This is a genomic window from Rhizobium sp. UGM030330-04, from assembly GCF_003208455.1.
Classification (GTDB): Bacteria; Pseudomonadota; Alphaproteobacteria; order Rhizobiales; family Rhizobiaceae; genus Agrobacterium; species Agrobacterium rhizogenes_A.
This window is the reverse complement of sequence record NZ_QKML01000005.1, coordinates 328,364-341,029: the sequence shown is the minus strand read 5'-3', so window position 1 is coordinate 341,029 and position 12,666 is coordinate 328,364. Positions and strand designations below refer to the sequence as shown.

Here is a 12,666-nt window from a genome sequence, read left to right as displayed (position 1 = left end):
TTGCCGCGGAAGCCGATGAAGCCACGCAGAGCACCGAGTTCGGTGTCGGTGCGGGTGTCAACTTCGAACTGGGCGCGCGTGAACGAGTTCCAGTCAGACGTGCCGGACTTGTCGCGACCGAAGTCGGTCTGGAAACGAACGTAGCCCTGGAACTTCAGGCAGGTTTCGGTGCCGGGGATGTAGAAGAAGCCGGTGCCGAAAGCGTCGCAAACGCGAACGTATTCCAGGGGCTCGGGCTCAGCAGCGACGATAGCGTCAGCGGCCTGTGCGCCGGATACTGCTGCGAGAGCCGCAGCGGAGCCGATCAGAAGGCTCTTGATGTTCATGGTTGACCTCCAGTCAAAGTTTTTAAAAGGGTCTGGGTTCTTTCGCTGAAGGACAGCATTCCCTGCCCCATTCCCGTGTTCTTAGAAGCCAAACGATCCACCGCCTCGCTTCTGGTCGTGAAAATACAAAAGGTTTCGCCGCTTGCAATCGCCAACATCCGATAAATAGCATTTACGTATATGCTTCATTTCGGTTTGTTGCGGAAACAACACACAGCGCCATGCCAGCCAATCGAAGCTTTTACGATGCGTTAAGAATTTCCTTGAAAATCCGTTAGTTAGATCGGTTAACAAGGTGTTTCTAAACTATCGGCCTTTTTGGCGTCGCGTTGCCCTATCGGGCGGAGATGTGGGAAATTTTTGCTTCGACCTATGCCGTGCCGCAGCACTCCACGGATGCGCATGTCGGGAAACGGCGGAAAAACCGTTTCGGTCTGCGACTGATTCACCGGGCAGCGATTCGACGGGCCGGGTATAGCGGCGATCTGGCAAACTGATTTGCCTCCGGCGAATGCTGCATGCCGTGGACATGACGGCCGTACAAACGCCCTTGCCTCACGGTCGCCCTGTCGCATCCGCCACGAGGCGTTACGCCGCCGCGATCCGGATGAACCGGCGCAAATGACCGGCCGGCCTTCCGGCGCTCATTATTGCTTGGATGGCAGTGCCTTAAATGCCGTCCACAGCCACATCGAGTGAATGTCGATCGATGCGCTCTTGAAGCGCGACTACGACGGCCTGCAGGAACTCGCGGCGCCGGGGCGCGGCAGCTGTTGCCAGCGCCATCGTCAGTCGCCCGCAAATCCTGTTCATGAACCCCACATGGTCAAAGCTGTCAGCGGAGATGTTGACCTCGACCTCCTCCATGTAGTGCGACAGGTGCGGCCCCAATTCAAGATTCGCGTCCATCTGGTAGCGGGCGGCCATCTGCTCTGCAAGCGTGCCCATCTGCACGTGCGGGCCGTATTCGTCGATCATCAAATCTCCTTCGTGTGCGTGAGAAACTTAGATAGGTGCTCTTTGTCAAAGAACGAGATGTATCCAGGATCATGCGCGCAAAAGAGCCGATCGAATTTCTGAAATAAGCGTGATCGCATGGGCGGCCTGCCCTCGCCGATAGTGCAGTGCCTGCGAGGCTGCAATGAAGCGTGCGCGATTCGATGATGTAAGCAACGTCCCCGGGGACGCGATTTTTTCCCAATCACCACCGCCGCATGCAGTTCACGCCTACCGGCAGGGTTTGCAGCCATTCAGGCCGCGAGATGGGGATGAAAACGGAAAGAACAAACCAGCAGCCCGATTTGCCCGAGAATACCAAAGTCCTGGCTGAATTTGATGGCGGACTGCGGACAAAAAAAGAGAGAAATGTCTATGCTATAGCCCTCTAAATGCTCTTTACATCCATTGCTGATGTCGTCGGACAATTTCTTTAGCAACCCCACCATAGCCAGGAAATATGCGAGAGGCGCCATAACCGGCCGCCTCCAACGATCTCAAGACATCTGATGCAAACTCAGACGGAAGTATGAATTTTAAAAAAAGGCTGCGAGGAAATTTCCACGACTGGCTCTCTCCATGTGCTTTCATAAGCACGTCCAGAGAGCGGCGGTCTATAAGCAACGCATTCGCGATTGTCTCATGTATAGTTTGTAGCTGAACCGACCAGCTGGTAAAAATGCCGGATTGCGCGGCAAGATTTGGATTGCCATGGTATGGTGGCGTCACCAGTCTCAGAGGTGATCGGTGAATAGTTTGATTCATGTTGCTCACTTCGTCAGCATCTAGTGCCCACACTGAGAGATACGTACCCGGCTTGGCGGAGGCGGCCGCAAAATAGGCCGAAATTAGTGGATCATAGCTCCAATCTAAGAGCCTAGTTGGCAAACCATAGTGCTGAGCCAAACCAGCCAACTCAAGAAGGTCATTCGGCAACCATTCTTCTGGCGATAACCTCATAGTTGGGAAGATATCGAAATTGCTGGCCAATCGTGATCGAACTCGCTCAGCATGCGGAACGTAAAGCCCTCTTCGATCTGCAGCTTTGTAGAACTCTCTTAGTAGGTTGTATTCTGCTCGCGAATGCCATTCCTCCCATTCCGACTGATTGTCTATCGGTTTTCCGAGCCCGCAAATTCGCCAAAAATTTTCTTTGTTTGTATGACGAATGGAGGCGGGAATGAGTTCGTACGAATCGTCTGAATGGCCTCGAAAAATATACCCCTGCAAATCAATGGAGGATGTCCAAGGGGAGAGCGCCGCTAAAAATGCGGAAGCGGAATCAAATTTAACCTCAGTAGTAAATTCTGGCATCCCTACCTCCTAGGCGGCAAGATTTCGTATCGAGCCTATTTCATTTCTGATGCCAGCCATAGGCTCTATTGGAAGCGAATTTGCCGATAGCGGCTATGCTGCCCAACAAGCATGTGTGGGCCATCATTCAATCATGATGTGAAAGCTATCCTCGCGATAGCGGAGGCGATAGTGGTAAAATCTGCACGATAGCCCACGACAATATCGTGCCATCGAAGGTAATCGTCAGGAATGGCGGAGAGGATGGGATTCGAACCCACGATACGCTTTTGACGTATACTCCCTTAGCAGGGGAGCGCCTTCGACCACTCGGCCACCTCTCCGGTGCGGCCTGATTATTGCGTAAAAAAAATGAATGCAAGGCTTTTTCGCCAAGAAGCCGAAAAACCTGTTGGCCGGGCGCCGGTCCGTGGAACTTTGCGGGGTGTGCGGGAACTTCTTCAAAGCCGGCACGTTCTCCGCTTCGGTAACAAAAGAGGTGTTCTAATGGCTCAGACCAAACTGAATGTTGTCGAAGACACGATCGAAAATCAGATTGCCGAGTTGCGCTCGCAAATCGCATCCCTCTCCAAATCCGTTTCCGCCCGCGCGGAAGGCGTGAGCGAGGATGCGTCCGAATTTCTGGATGAGGCGCGCGGCCGGGTTCGCAAGGCGGCGCATAATGTGCGCGCCCAGGGCCAGAATGTGGTGGAAGCGGTCAAGGAAAATCCCGGCACCGCCACGTCGCTGCTGACGATCGTCGGCGCACTCGGTTTTGCGATCGGTTATGCGGTTGGCGCCGGCACCCAGCAGAGCTCGTCGAACAGCGGCCTTTATCGCTGGCGCTGATCGCCGCATGTATTAAAGTCGGGGCAAGGCGGGACGTTTCCGCCTTGCCTTTTTTGCATTGATTTCATGACAACACGAATGGGGGGCCAGAAATGCTATTCAGCGACGACCTTGAAGAGGCATTGTCGGATTTTGCGAGAGACCACGGCGTGGACCGCGATGAGGCCGTTCAGCGCATCGTCCGCGCCGCCCTCATCAACAGCGGCTACCTTGCCTCCGGCGAAGAGGGCATCCCGCCGGAAAAGCTGAATGCCAGCAACGACGACTGAGACTTAATAACCCGATCTGGATGGCGCCGGCGCTGCCCCGCCCTTGTAGCGGCCGGACAGGTTGCGCAGGGCGTTGGCAAATTCCGTGACATCGGCGCCGACGGCCACGAAGGAAGCACCGAGTTCGAGGTAACGGAGATTATAGGTTTCGTTGAAGGTCAGAATGCCGGCGGCCTTGCCCGCCGCGACGATCTTGACGATGGCCGCCTCGATCACCGCCTGCACCTCCGGCTCGTCGATCCTGCCGAGATAGCCCATATCGGCGGCGAGATCCGCAGGGCCGATGAAGACGCCGTCCACACCTTCCACCGCAAGAATATTGTCGAGATCGTTGATCGCCGCCCGCGTTTCGGCCTGTACCAGCAGGCAAACGCTGTCCGAAGCGCTGTCGGCATAATCGGTGATCGTGTTGAAGGCAGAGGCACGGGCCACGGCGGCCCCCATGCCGCGAATGCCGCGCGGCGGATAATGCATGGCGCTGACCAGATCTCTGGCCTGATCAGCCGAATCGACCATCGGGACAAGAAGCGTGCGTGCACCTGCATCCAGCAGCTGCTTGATCATCCAGCTTTCGCCGACCGGCACGCGCACCACCGGCTCGGCCGGTGACGTGGCAAGCGCACGCAGCTGGTCGATGATGCTGCGCAGATCGTTCGGCCCGTGCTCACCATCGATCACCAGCCAGTCGAAGCCCGCCGTGCCGGCGATTTCCGCGGCAATGGCCTCGCCCATGTCTAGCCAGAGGCCGATCTGCGGCTTGCCGGCGTGGATGGCGGTTTTGAAACGGTTTTCGGGAGCGGGCATGATGTCCTCAGGAGAGCAGCAATTTCAGATCGGCGGAGGTATCCGCCAGGATGGCGCGATCCGGCTCCGCGCCGGTATCGAGCAGTTTCTTGCCAGCGACATAGGCCTTGGCATCATTGACGGCATCGACCGCCACGAAATGCCCGTCGCGGAAATACCAGACGGACCAGCTGCCCTCACGGGCGCCGGGTCTCAGCACCGTCTCGTCGTAACCGAGATTGAAGCCGGCGATCTGCAGCTTTACCTCATATTGATCCGACCAGAACCAGGGTTTCGCGTCATAGGCGGTTTCGGTGCCTGCCAGCACGGCAGCGGCGGCCTCGGCCTGATCGACGGCATTCTGTACCGATTCGAGACGCACATGCTGGCCGCGCCATGGCAATAACGCGCAGTCGCCCACCGCATGAATGTCCCTGTCCGAACTGCGGGTATAACCGTCCACCACGATGCCATTGCCGACATCAAGGCCCGATTCGCGGGCAAGGCGGTCATTCGGCGTCACGCCGATGCCGACAATCACAAAATCCACATCAAGCGTCGAACCGTCGGAGAGTTCGGCGGCGGCCACCCGGCCATCCATGCCGACAAGGCGCACGAGGCCGGTCTTTTCGCGGATGGAAACGCCATGGGCCTGATGGATGCCGCGCATGATATCGGCGGTTTCCTTCGCCGCAACGCGCTGCAGAATGCGGTCGGCCATTTCGATCAGCGTCACTTCAAGGCCGAGCTTGCGGGCAACGGCGGCCGCTTCAAGGCCGATATAACCGCCGCCGATCACCAGCAGCCTGCGGCCCGGTTTCATCTCTTCCATGAGACGGTCGGCGTCGCGCTTGTCGCGAACGGTCAAGGCCCCTTCCAGGTCGCCGCCGATGCTGGCGGGCAGCGGGCGGGGCGCGGCCCCGGTCGCCAGCACCAGCTTGTCATAGGCAAGCGTGCTGCCATCCTGCATACGAACCGTTTTGGCACGGCGGTCTATTTCCTCCACCCAGGTGGAGAGCCGGATATCGACATTATTTTCCGCATACCATTCCTCCGGGCGGAACATCAGCCGGTCGAAGCTCATCTCGCCGAGCAGGTATTTTTTGGAAAGCGGCGGCCGCTGGTAGGGATAGGCATCCTCGGAGCCGATGATGGTGATCGGACGGTCGTCCTTCAGCGCCCGGAGCTTTGCCGCCAGCGCGAAAGCGGCCTGCCCCGCCCCGACGATTACCAGCCTTCCCGTCACAGTCCACTCCCAGATACGAATCACAAGGGGCCATCCAGCCGCACCCTGCGAAGCCATATTACCGGATCAGGCGTAACGCCAAGTACGGCCCGCGTCAACAGCACAGCGACGCCAGCCCGGTGCAAGCATGACACATTATCAGCACTGGCTGCGGCACGCCTGCAACCGGACGAAGCCCAATGCATTTCCCTCAAGGGAAACATCGGCTTGCAAGGGTGACAATGGCCCATGTCGAGACGGAAAACGAACAATTGCGCGCATTTCCTTCATGTGCTGGCAAGGAAGCCGCGTTAAAATCAGCATCAGGAAGAGGCAATCCGGGAGGTTGTCATGGCTTTGCATATGGATCCCCGTCAGAGCGTCCCACAGGACGAGATGTACGAGAAATTTCAGATCGACCGGCCCGGCAAGATCACCTTCATCGGGCATCATCTCAGCGCCACGGACACCATGCGCTGCCTGGTGCGCACCATTTCCCTCTACGGCGCGGAGCTGGATGTCAGCCCCGACCTGGAAATGCCGGCCAATTTCTATCTGGAAATTCTGGGTATTCGCGATGAGATCGGCTGCACGCTGATCCGCCGGGAGGAAGAAAAGGTCACCATCGGTTTCAACATGCTGATCGATGCGGAATTCCTGCACCATGTGCGCCGGCTGAGTTTCGAGACCAGCGCCTGAGTCTGTTGTGCCCGCGCCGCCCATCGATCCGGCAGGTTTTCCTCGCTTGACGCGGCTGCGGAAAAATCTGTTCCAAAACAGCCATCCGGCCATGGGGCGCGGCTTGCTTCCGGTGTTTTTGCACCTATTGTGAGCCGGGTTTTCAAACACAGGTACCGGAACTTTCAGCCAATGTCCGCTTTTTCACGCCTCACGCCGCTTGCCGTCTCGCTTCCTTCAACCGTTCCTTTCGTTGGCCCGGAAGCCATCGAGCGGAACCGCGGCTTGAAGGTGGAGGCGCGAATCGGCGCCAATGAAAGCGGCTTCGGCCCCGCCCCTTCCGTGCTGCTGGCCATGCGCGATGCGGCGGCGGAGACCTGGATGTATAGCGATCCGGAAAATTTCGAACTGAAGGAAGCGCTCGCCATCCATCACGGTGTCTCGCGCGGCAATATTGCCGTTGGCAGCGGCGTTGATGGACTGCTGGGTGAGATCGCCCGGCTGATTATCGAGCCCGGCACCCCGGTCGTGACCTCGTTTGGCGGTTATCCCACCTTCAATTACCATGTGAACGGTTTTGGCGGCAGACTCGTCACCACGCCCTATGTCGACGATCACGAAGACCTCGACGGGCTTCTCGATCTCGTCATCCGGGAAAACGCGCCGCTCGTCTATTTCGCCAATCCCGATAATCCGATGGGAAGCTGGTGGGAAGCGAGCGAGGTCGTTGCCTTTGCCCGCGCCCTGCCGGAGACCTGCCTGCTCATTCTGGACGAGGCCTATTGCGAGACCGCGCCCGCCAGCGCCGTGCCGGCCATCGACGCGCTGATCGGCCAGCCGAACATCCTGCGCATGCGCACCTTTTCGAAAGCCTATGGGCTCGCCGGCGCGCGCGTGGGTTATGCCATCGGCACGCTTGGCAATGTCGAAGCCTTCGACAAGATCCGCAACCATTTCGGCATGGCGCGCATTTCGGTCGCCGGCGCCCTCGCAGCGCTCAAGGATCAGGCCTATCTGCATGAGGTGGTTGGCAGGATTTCCGATGCCCGCGACCGGATTTCCGCAATCGCCCGCGACAACGGTCTTGCACCGCTGCCCTCCGCCACCAATTTCGTGACCATCGACTGCCATCGCGACGGGGCTTATGCCCGCGCCATCGTCGATGGACTGATGGAGCATGGTGTCTTCATCCGCATGCCGGGCGTGGCCCCGCTCAACCGCTGCATTCGTGTCAGCGCCGGCACCGAGGACAAGCTCGATCTTTTCGAGCAGGCGCTGCCAAAGGTTCTCAAGGCACTCGGGTAAGTTCCCATCCCACCCTCATTCCCGTGACCGGCGCAGGAATGAGGGTTGGAAAGTGCCGGGCATTACCCGCATCGATTCAACGTCCCGCCGCAAACCCCTGCCCGCGAATCATTTTCCGGCAACGGGACATCGCCAAACATAAGAAAACCGCGCCGGCCTTGTTCCTGCCGGTCGCGGTTTGATGTGTCAGCGCAAAAGCTTCTTTCCGAAGCCCTCGCCGCGTTCCCCTTCGGGTTTACTTTCCTTTGCGCCGGTCATCGGGACTGGAGGGAACCGGACCGGAAATCTCAGTGATGTCTTGGGTCAATCAATGCATCGTCATCCAGTCGCGGGCGGCGCGCAGCGCTTCGGCCAGTTCCGACTTCGTCATGTTGCGGGCGAGATCGGCGCGCAGCGAAGCGGCTCTTTCCGATCCGCGGATCGCGGCGATGTTGAGCCATTTGTGGGCCGCGATCAGGTCCACCTTGCAGCCCCGGCCGGTCGCATAGACCAAGCCGAGATTGCAAAGGGTGTCGGCGCGGGTTTCGCCACCGGCAGCCATTTCGATATCGCGAATTTCAAAGCGTGCCATCGTTTTTATCCCTGTCTTTCTGCCTGTTTCATCATTCGCCTTCTTGTCGAGGCTGCCTTCCGGACCCGCCGTCTTTTGCGGCTTTTTTGTCCTTTCGGCCGGCAGGTTTTTTCCTGCGCTTTTGATGGGTTCACTATGCCAGCAGGCTTTCAACGGGCGCTTAAAAGGCATGATTAATGTGCTGCAAACAAACTGCAAATGATTGGTAAAATTGAGTTTTTGTTAAATATCAGGAGGTGCGGAAATTAAGGACTTCCAGACGATTTTTACGAAAATTTCAGAATTGGATTTCAACCCTTTATTCACCACGATCAAAACAGCATTTTTCGAATCTGCCCTTCCCCCATGTCCCGCAGACGGCGCGACCCCGCCCCGCGACAGCAAATTTCTGTTTCCTTTTACGTTAACGTAAAATACTATCCGCCCGCCTGTGATGAGGATGAAACAGGCAAGGGATAGCATGGCCTGAAAGGTGAACGCTTCGCAGGAGGCCGTGCACCCCGGTGATGCTGAACAGGGTTTAATGCGCTTCCATTTCTTCGTGACCGGTGCGGTTCAGAAGGGTTTGTGCAAATTTCGGGAGGAGTTTTTATGAAGCGTGTGATGATGATTGCCGCGGCCCTGTTGATGGGCAGCAACCTTGCCTTTGCCGCAGAGGCCATCGAGGGCAACTGGAAAACGGCCAGCGGCGAAACCGCGGTGATCGGCCCCTGCGGCGGCGCCTTCTGCGTGACGCTGAAGACCGGCAAACATGCCGGAAAACAGATCGGCAAGCTTTCCGGCAAGGGAAACAGCTATTCGGGCGAAATCACCGACCCCGCCAATGACAAGACCTATAGCGGCTCCGGCACCGTTTCCGGCAATTCGCTGAACATGAAGGGCTGCGTTCTGAAGGTTCTCTGCAAATCGCAGACCTGGACGCGGCTGTAACGCCTGATAAGCCGGTAGCCGGGGCGGCGGGCGGGCCTGAGGCTCCCCGCCGTCCGGCTGGCCAAGGCATCCACAGGCTTTCATGTCCATCATGAGCGATGCCGCGTGGAACACATATCCCCGCTGATGTATCGTTGCGCCGGCCTGAACAGCAACGAGAGTGATGCATGCCCCCCAGCCTTACGACGATCCTGATTGCCGGCACCTCGCATGTGGGCAAGAGCACCCTTGCCGGTATTTTGAGTAAAAGGCTCCGCTGCGAGGCGATATCGACCGACAGTCTCGCCCGCCACCCCGGCAGGCCCTGGTCGGGCATACCGGCACCGGTGGAGGAATATTACACGCAGCTGTCAGCGGAAACGATCCACTGGTTTCTCAAGGTGCATCACCACAATATCTGGCCATTGATCCGCCCGATGATCGACAGCAGCTCCCATGGCGGCAGCCCCGCTATCTTCGAGGGTGCTGCCCTGCGCCCGGAATTCATGGCGCCCCTGCTTGGCAGCACGGTCGCCGGCGTGTTCCTTCATGCCGGGAATGACTTTCTTCTTGAGCGGATGCGCTCTCACGCCCGATATGAAGATGCCGCTGCCCACCAGCGGCGGATCATGGATGCCTTCATCGAGCGTTCGCTGCGGGAAAACACCGAAATGCTGGCATCGGCGCAGGAGCACCACGTGCCGCTCGTCGATGTGGCCGAGCCTCAGGCATTCGAGACCCTCGTGGCCGATCTTGCCGCCCGTATGGCAGTCCCTCCAACCTGAAAAAACACGCGGTCGGCGCGGTGCCCTGCGCCATTATGGCATCAATTTGCCATGTCACCACCCGTTAACATCCCTGAACACCATATGAACCGGGGCCTCAGGGTCCGTTCAGTCCGAGTATGGCAAAACTCTGTCCATCAACTCCAATAAGGGGAATGGACATGGCAAAGCTGATAAGCCGGCTGGCAATCTTCGCGTTTCTCATGGCGATCTTCGCCATGTCCTTCGCTTCGCTCGTCGTCAATCCTAACCGCAGTTTCCAGCGGGTGAATGCGGGCGCGGCAATCGCCTGCCAGCACAGCCCGTCACCCGCCGCCAATTGCCCCGTCGTACTTTGAGGACTGACCGATGACCACAAGCTTTTCCAACGGCCTGTTTTCCGCTCTGCGGCTGGTGCTGATGGCCTCGATCTTTCTCGGCCCGGTGGCGGGACTTGCGGTCTACAAGGCCGACCCCCGCCCCGCCTCGAAAGACGCCGGCTTCGTATTGCTGATGAGCCTGCAGCGTGGCGCACTCGGCTGATATCTTCGCCGCCGCCACTCCTCCTTGAGCCGCATTTCCCGTTTCTTTTCAGTTTCTTCGTATTTCTGTCGCTTGCCTGTCGAAATTGGCCTCTTATAATGGGCCATGACAATAGCAAAACGAACGATTCCGCCCCTCACCTTCATCAGCCCCGAACCTTTCGCGCCGCAGACATTCACGGACCCGAAAGAAGCCGTCGAGGCTTTGACCGCGCTTTACGAACGCAATACGGCGTTCCTGATCAATTCCTTCACCGACCTTGCCAAGGGTGCGCCGATTGCCGGCCGTTACCGCGCCTGCTACCCGCAGGTGAGCCTGGAGACGGCAACTTTCGGCCATGTCGATTCCCGCCTTTCCTATGGCCATGTCACCGCGCCCGGCGTCTACACGACGACGATCACCCGGCCGGAGCTGTTCCGCCATTACCTGAAGGAACAGCTGGGGCTTCTGATGAAGAACCACGGCGTTCCGGTCACCGTCTCGGAATCGGCGACGCCCATTCCGCTGCATTTCGCCTTCGGCGAAGGCGCCTATGTCGAGGCGGCGGCTGCATCGTCGCTCTCCGATGTGCCGCTGCGCGATCTCTTCGATACGCCCGATCTCAACAATACCGACGATCTCATCGCCAATGGCGAATATGATCAGGTGCCGGGCGAACCCGCACCGCTGGCGCCCTTTACCGCGCAGCGCATAGATTATTCGCTGGCGCGCCTCAGCCACTATACGGCGACCAGCGCCAGCCATTTCCAGAATTTCGTGCTGTTCACCAACTACCAGTTCTATATCGACGAATTGGCCGCATGGGCGCGGCAGATGATGAAGAATGGCGGCGAAGGTTACACGGCCTTCGTGGAGCCCGGCAATATCATCACCCCTGCCGGTTCCGACAGGCCGGAAACGGACGCCGTGCTTGCCCGCCTGCCGCAGATGCCTGCCTATCACCTGAAGAAAAAGGGCCATGCCGGCATCACGCTGGTCAATATCGGCGTCGGCCCTTCCAACGCCAAGACGATCACCGACCATATCGCCGTGCTGCGCCCGCATGCCTGGCTGATGGTTGGCCATTGCGCCGGCCTGCGTAACAGCCAGCGGCTGGGCGACTATGTTCTGGCGCATGCCTATGTGCGTGAGGACCACGTGCTTGATGACGACCTGCCAGTCTGGGTGCCGATCCCGGCTCTCGCCGAAGTGCAACTGGCGCTGGAAGGCGCTGTGGCGGAAGTCACCGGTTACGAGGGCTTCGAGCTGAAGCGCATCATGCGCACCGGCACCGTCGCCACCATCGACAACCGCAACTGGGAACTTCGCGATCAGGCCGGCCCCGTCAAGCGCCTGTCGCAGTCGCGCGCCATAGCGCTCGATATGGAATCGGCCACCATCGCGGCCAACGGCTTCCGCTTCCGTGTCCCCTACGGCACCCTGCTCTGCGTCTCCGACAAGCCGCTGCATGGCGAACTGAAACTGCCGGGCATGGCGACGGAGTTTTACCGCACCCAGGTCGCCCAGCATCTGCAAATCGGCATCCGCGCCGTGCAGAAACTCGCCGCCATGCCGACGGAAACGCTGCACTCGCGCAAGCTTCGCAGCTTTTACGAGACGGCGTTCCAGTAAGATTGCGCATCTTCGCCCTCAAGGTGCTGATGTGGCCCAGACACCTTGAGGCGTTGAATTGCGTATAACTATCGACCTTGATGATGAGTTGATCGCAGAGGTGATGGAAATAACCGGCCTCTCCAACACCGAAGCGGCGGTTGAAATGGCTCTGAGAGAATTCATCCGTATACACCGGAAACTTCGAGGCGTCGGCCGTGAAGGCAATCTCAATGGAATCCACGATAGCTGGAGAACGGATGAGTCCTAATTGACTCACTCAATGCTCTCACTGCCATCAAGGAACATAACCTCCGTCATTCCGGCCTTGAGCCGGAATCCAGCCGACGTGCGTCCGCGCGGCGAGAAGAGTCTTTTCAGCCCAAGGACTTGGGCTGACTGGATTCCGGCTCAAGGCCGGAATGACGGAGAAAGAAACAATACAATCACGGCAAAATAACGCATTGAGCGGACAACAACAATTATGACTGAGCCTATAGCGCTTCAGACAAATCGAGATCTTTGGAAGCGCTCTATCCCTTTATTTTTACGGACGTCCAGCAAA

General features: G+C 58.4%; 16 protein-coding genes and 1 tRNA gene. 10 read left to right on the top strand and 7 right to left on the bottom strand.

Annotation, left to right across the window (positions count from 1 at the left end):
* The 4 genes from N434_RS10550 to N434_RS10530 all read right to left on the bottom strand — a co-directional run.
* A partial coding sequence (locus N434_RS10550) for a porin (RefSeq protein WP_146227646.1) occupies positions 1 to 326 on the bottom strand: 326 nt, incomplete at its 3' end.
* Between the two features lie 669 nt (positions 327 to 995).
* Positions 996 to 1,304 (bottom strand): hypothetical protein, encoded by a 309-nt coding sequence (locus tag N434_RS10540; protein WP_110757587.1) that lies wholly within the window; start codon positions 1,302 to 1,304, stop codon positions 996 to 998.
* A 417-nt stretch (positions 1,305 to 1,721) separates the two neighbouring features.
* Complete coding sequence (locus tag N434_RS10535; RefSeq protein WP_110757586.1) at positions 1,722 to 2,636, bottom strand: FRG domain-containing protein; 915 nt, start codon at positions 2,634 to 2,636, stop codon at positions 1,722 to 1,724.
* A 232-nt stretch (positions 2,637 to 2,868) separates the two neighbouring features.
* A tRNA-Ser gene (locus N434_RS10530) sits at positions 2,869 to 2,959 on the bottom strand.
* A 163-nt stretch (positions 2,960 to 3,122) separates the two neighbouring features.
* Between N434_RS10530 and N434_RS10525 the strand changes: the two genes are divergently transcribed.
* Complete coding sequence (locus tag N434_RS10525; RefSeq protein ID WP_080842190.1) at positions 3,123 to 3,464, top strand: hypothetical protein; 342 nt, start codon at positions 3,123 to 3,125, stop codon at positions 3,462 to 3,464.
* Positions 3,465 to 3,556: 92 nt separating this feature from the next.
* Complete coding sequence (locus N434_RS25770; protein WP_162854460.1) at positions 3,557 to 3,733, top strand: hypothetical protein; 177 nt, start codon at positions 3,557 to 3,559, stop codon at positions 3,731 to 3,733.
* A 3-nt stretch (positions 3,734 to 3,736) separates the two neighbouring features.
* Here the strand turns inward: N434_RS25770 and N434_RS10520 are convergent, their stop codons facing one another.
* Together N434_RS10520 and N434_RS10515 are read right to left on the bottom strand one after the other, a co-directional pair.
* Entirely contained in the window at positions 3,737 to 4,537 is an 801-nt protein-coding gene (locus N434_RS10520) for an aldolase/citrate lyase family protein (protein WP_110757584.1), read from the bottom strand.
* Between the two features lie 7 nt (positions 4,538 to 4,544).
* Positions 4,545 to 5,762 (bottom strand): NAD(P)/FAD-dependent oxidoreductase, encoded by a 1,218-nt coding sequence (locus N434_RS10515; RefSeq protein WP_110757582.1) that lies wholly within the window; start codon positions 5,760 to 5,762, stop codon positions 4,545 to 4,547.
* A gap of 330 nt (positions 5,763 to 6,092) precedes the next feature.
* Here N434_RS10515 and N434_RS10510 point away from each other — a divergent pair, with 330 nt between their 5' ends.
* Both N434_RS10510 and N434_RS10505 read left to right on the top strand, forming a co-directional pair.
* A complete protein-coding gene (locus tag N434_RS10510; RefSeq protein WP_065115247.1) occupies positions 6,093 to 6,440 on the top strand; it encodes a hypothetical protein in 348 nt (115 codons plus the stop codon).
* 171 nt (positions 6,441 to 6,611) lie between these two features.
* Positions 6,612 to 7,724 (top strand): pyridoxal phosphate-dependent aminotransferase, encoded by a 1,113-nt coding sequence (locus N434_RS10505; RefSeq protein ID WP_110757580.1) that lies wholly within the window; start codon positions 6,612 to 6,614, stop codon positions 7,722 to 7,724.
* Positions 7,725 to 8,031: 307 nt separating this feature from the next.
* Here N434_RS10505 and N434_RS10500 read toward each other — a convergent pair whose 3' ends face one another.
* Positions 8,032 to 8,295: an SEL1-like repeat protein gene (locus tag N434_RS10500; RefSeq protein WP_003524109.1), complete on the bottom strand. Its 264-nt coding sequence runs from the start codon at positions 8,293 to 8,295 to the stop codon at positions 8,032 to 8,034.
* A gap of 591 nt (positions 8,296 to 8,886) precedes the next feature.
* Here N434_RS10500 and N434_RS10490 point away from each other — a divergent pair.
* The 6 genes from N434_RS10490 (at position 8,887) to N434_RS10470 (ending at position 12,372) form a co-directional block, all read left to right on the top strand.
* Positions 8,887 to 9,225 carry a DUF2147 domain-containing protein gene (locus N434_RS10490; protein ID WP_065115245.1) on the top strand — a complete coding sequence of 113 codons (339 nt, stop codon included), beginning with the start codon at positions 8,887 to 8,889 and terminating at the stop codon, positions 9,223 to 9,225.
* 167 nt (positions 9,226 to 9,392) lie between these two features.
* Positions 9,393 to 9,989 carry an AAA family ATPase gene (locus tag N434_RS10485; RefSeq protein WP_110757576.1) on the top strand — a complete coding sequence of 199 codons (597 nt, stop codon included), beginning with the start codon at positions 9,393 to 9,395 and terminating at the stop codon, positions 9,987 to 9,989.
* Between the two features lie 155 nt (positions 9,990 to 10,144).
* Complete coding sequence (locus tag N434_RS25765) at positions 10,145 to 10,327, top strand: hypothetical protein (protein WP_020809511.1); 183 nt, start codon at positions 10,145 to 10,147, stop codon at positions 10,325 to 10,327.
* A 10-nt stretch (positions 10,328 to 10,337) separates the two neighbouring features.
* Positions 10,338 to 10,511 carry a hypothetical protein gene (locus N434_RS25760; RefSeq protein ID WP_181423935.1) on the top strand — a complete coding sequence of 58 codons (174 nt, stop codon included), beginning with the start codon at positions 10,338 to 10,340 and terminating at the stop codon, positions 10,509 to 10,511.
* Positions 10,512 to 10,616: 105 nt separating this feature from the next.
* On the top strand, positions 10,617 to 12,122 hold the full coding sequence (gene amn, locus N434_RS10475; protein WP_110757574.1) for an AMP nucleosidase: 1,506 nt from the start codon (positions 10,617 to 10,619) through the stop codon (positions 12,120 to 12,122).
* 58 nt (positions 12,123 to 12,180) lie between these two features.
* Entirely contained in the window at positions 12,181 to 12,372 is a 192-nt protein-coding gene (locus tag N434_RS10470) for a type II toxin-antitoxin system VapB family antitoxin (protein WP_110757573.1), read from the top strand.
* Positions 12,373 to 12,666 lie beyond the last annotated feature (294 nt).